This window comes from Vibrio sp. 10N.247.310.17 (assembly GCF_041466605.1).
Taxonomy (GTDB): Bacteria; Pseudomonadota; Gammaproteobacteria; order Enterobacterales; family Vibrionaceae; genus Vibrio; species Vibrio tasmaniensis_A.
Map to the genome: position 1 here is coordinate 1 of NZ_JBFSTC010000196.1, position 2,229 is coordinate 2,229.

The window sequence follows — 2,229 nt, forward strand, 5'->3', positions numbered from 1 at the left end:
AGAAATACGCGAAACGGGGTTGTTCTATCTTTAAATTTAATTACGCAACAAAGCCAATCTAAAGGGGTGTCTTCAATTTCAGGGTTTATTCGTTTAGTTATTAAGGAATTGCTACTTGCAATTAACACTGGTTTACTCGACTCTTGTCGCTGCTTTTGCATTTCTTTTAGCACACGATAGGCCATCACTGCGCTGACGCAAGCAGCTATTGACGCTGCCAGTGTTGCAAAACTAGTTAAATCCATAGCACTTATCGCAGAGGTATTGCTAGACATAGCGGCTTGCACACTTTTCTCCAGCATATCTGCGAAAATTTCTTTCGTGATAAAAGTGCCATCAGTACTCATCGGTAATATTTCCTTAAAAAACAAAGCCAAAATGTCAATCTCTACCTTTTACCAAAAAGATCAACATGAAACAGCATAAACGTGATCAATAGCACTAAAGTTTTTGGAAGTCCTGCTACTTGCGTAACACGCTCAGTAACACATCTGAGTAACACAATGGCAGGACTGTGCATAAGCAGTCATTGCATGTGTTACGCGAATCCCCCGCTACGCCCCGGCCTGTATAGCTTTGTGACCTAACCCGCAGTAATGTTATGTGTTACAAGTGACTAAGATATTAGACATTTACTTCGACCGCCGTGATGCCAATGAACATCATGATGGTAATTGTTGGCTGTTTTGTTGGTACCTTTATTGGGATGCTACCGGGACTCGGTCCAATTTCAGCAATCGCGTTGATGATCCCGATTACATACGGCCTAGACCCTTCTTCTGGCTTAATCTTAATGGCAGGTGTGTACTACGGCGCTGTATTTGGTGGCTCAACGTCATCAATCTTAATCAATGCTCCAGGTTGTTCTTCAACGGTAGTAACCGCATTCGACGGCTACCCAATGGCACAAAAAGGCCAAGCAGGTAAAGCGTTGGCACTAGCAGCCTACTCTTCTTTCACTGGCGGTACTCTGTCAGCAATCATGCTTTTGATTGCAGCACCGGCTCTAGCAAGTGTCTCATTGAGCTTCCAGTCGTCAGACTACTTTGCATTGATGTTGTTAGGTCTATCGGCTGTAGCGGCTTTTGCAGGCCCGGGTCAGGTAATAAAGGCATGGATGATGACCATTCTTGGTTTGATGTTATCTACTGTTGGTATCGACAAAGGCGTTGGTGTTGAGCGTTTCACGTTTGGTCTAACAGACCTAATGGATGGCTTTAGTTTCCTACTTCTTGCTATGGCAACATTCGCTTTAGGTGAGACTTTAATGGGTATTTTGAAACCAGAGAAAGACACCAGCGGCGAAGAAAGCCAAAAGATGGCCGATATTGGCAGCATGAAAGTGACCAAAGAAGAGTTCAAAGAAGTCGCGCCCGTTTCGATTCGTTCTTCAATTCTTGGCTTCTTCACTGGCGTGCTTCCGGGTGCTGGCGCGACTATCGCAGCTTTCTTAAGCTACGGCATGGAACGCAGCCTAGCACCAAAAGACAAGCAGAAAGAGTTTGGTAAAGGCAGTATTCGTGGTCTTGTGGCTCCTGAATCAGCAAATAATGCAGCTTCGAGTGGTTCATTCGTTCCGCTACTGACACTCGGTATTCCGGGCTCTGGTACTACAGCAATTATGCTTGGTGCACTCATCGCTTATGGCATCCAACCCGGTCCTCGCTTGTTCGTTGAGCATCCAGATGTATTCTGGTCGGTAATTATCTCGATGTACTTTGGCAACATCGTGCTGGTTATCTTGAATCTGCCTTTAATCCCTTACATCTCTAAACTGCTAGCGGTACCAAGAACGGTACTACTGCCAATGATTATTTTCTTCTCAATCACAGGCGTGTACTTGGTGTCTTTCAACACGATGGATGTGTTTGTGATGCTAATTGTGGCAATGACGGCGATAGCGTTAAGGCTGGCCAACTTCCCGCTCGCACCGTTACTGCTTGGCTTCATATTAGGTGGTTTATTGGAAGAGAACTTGAGACGCGCACTGATGATCAGTGATGGTGAACTCAGCTTCCTTTGGGAACGCCCTATCACAATGACCTTCACCATTTTAGCGGTATTGGTTCTATCTAGTCCTATTCTGGTTAAGCTGTTCAAGAGCTTTAGAGCGAAGCCTGTTGAAGTATAAGCTTGGCTTAGCCTAGAAAACAAAACGAAATAAAGGGAGCCTCAGGCTAATGCCGATCAGTTAAAGCCAAAGTGATCGGTTGAAGGATCCTTCCGAGC

General features: G+C 45.1%; 1 protein-coding gene and 1 pseudogene. One reads left to right on the plus strand and one right to left on the minus strand.

Features of this window, described 5'->3' with window-relative positions; translation table 11 throughout:
• Positions 1-347: pseudogene (locus tag AB6D80_RS24730) on the minus strand (hypothetical protein); the annotation flags it as partial.
• Between the two features lie 308 nt (positions 348-655).
• Between AB6D80_RS24730 and AB6D80_RS24735 the strand changes: the two are divergent.
• Complete coding sequence (locus AB6D80_RS24735) at positions 656-2,131, plus strand: tripartite tricarboxylate transporter permease (RefSeq protein WP_241820678.1); 1,476 nt, start codon at positions 656-658, stop codon at positions 2,129-2,131.
• The last annotated feature ends 98 nt before the right edge of the window (positions 2,132-2,229 follow it).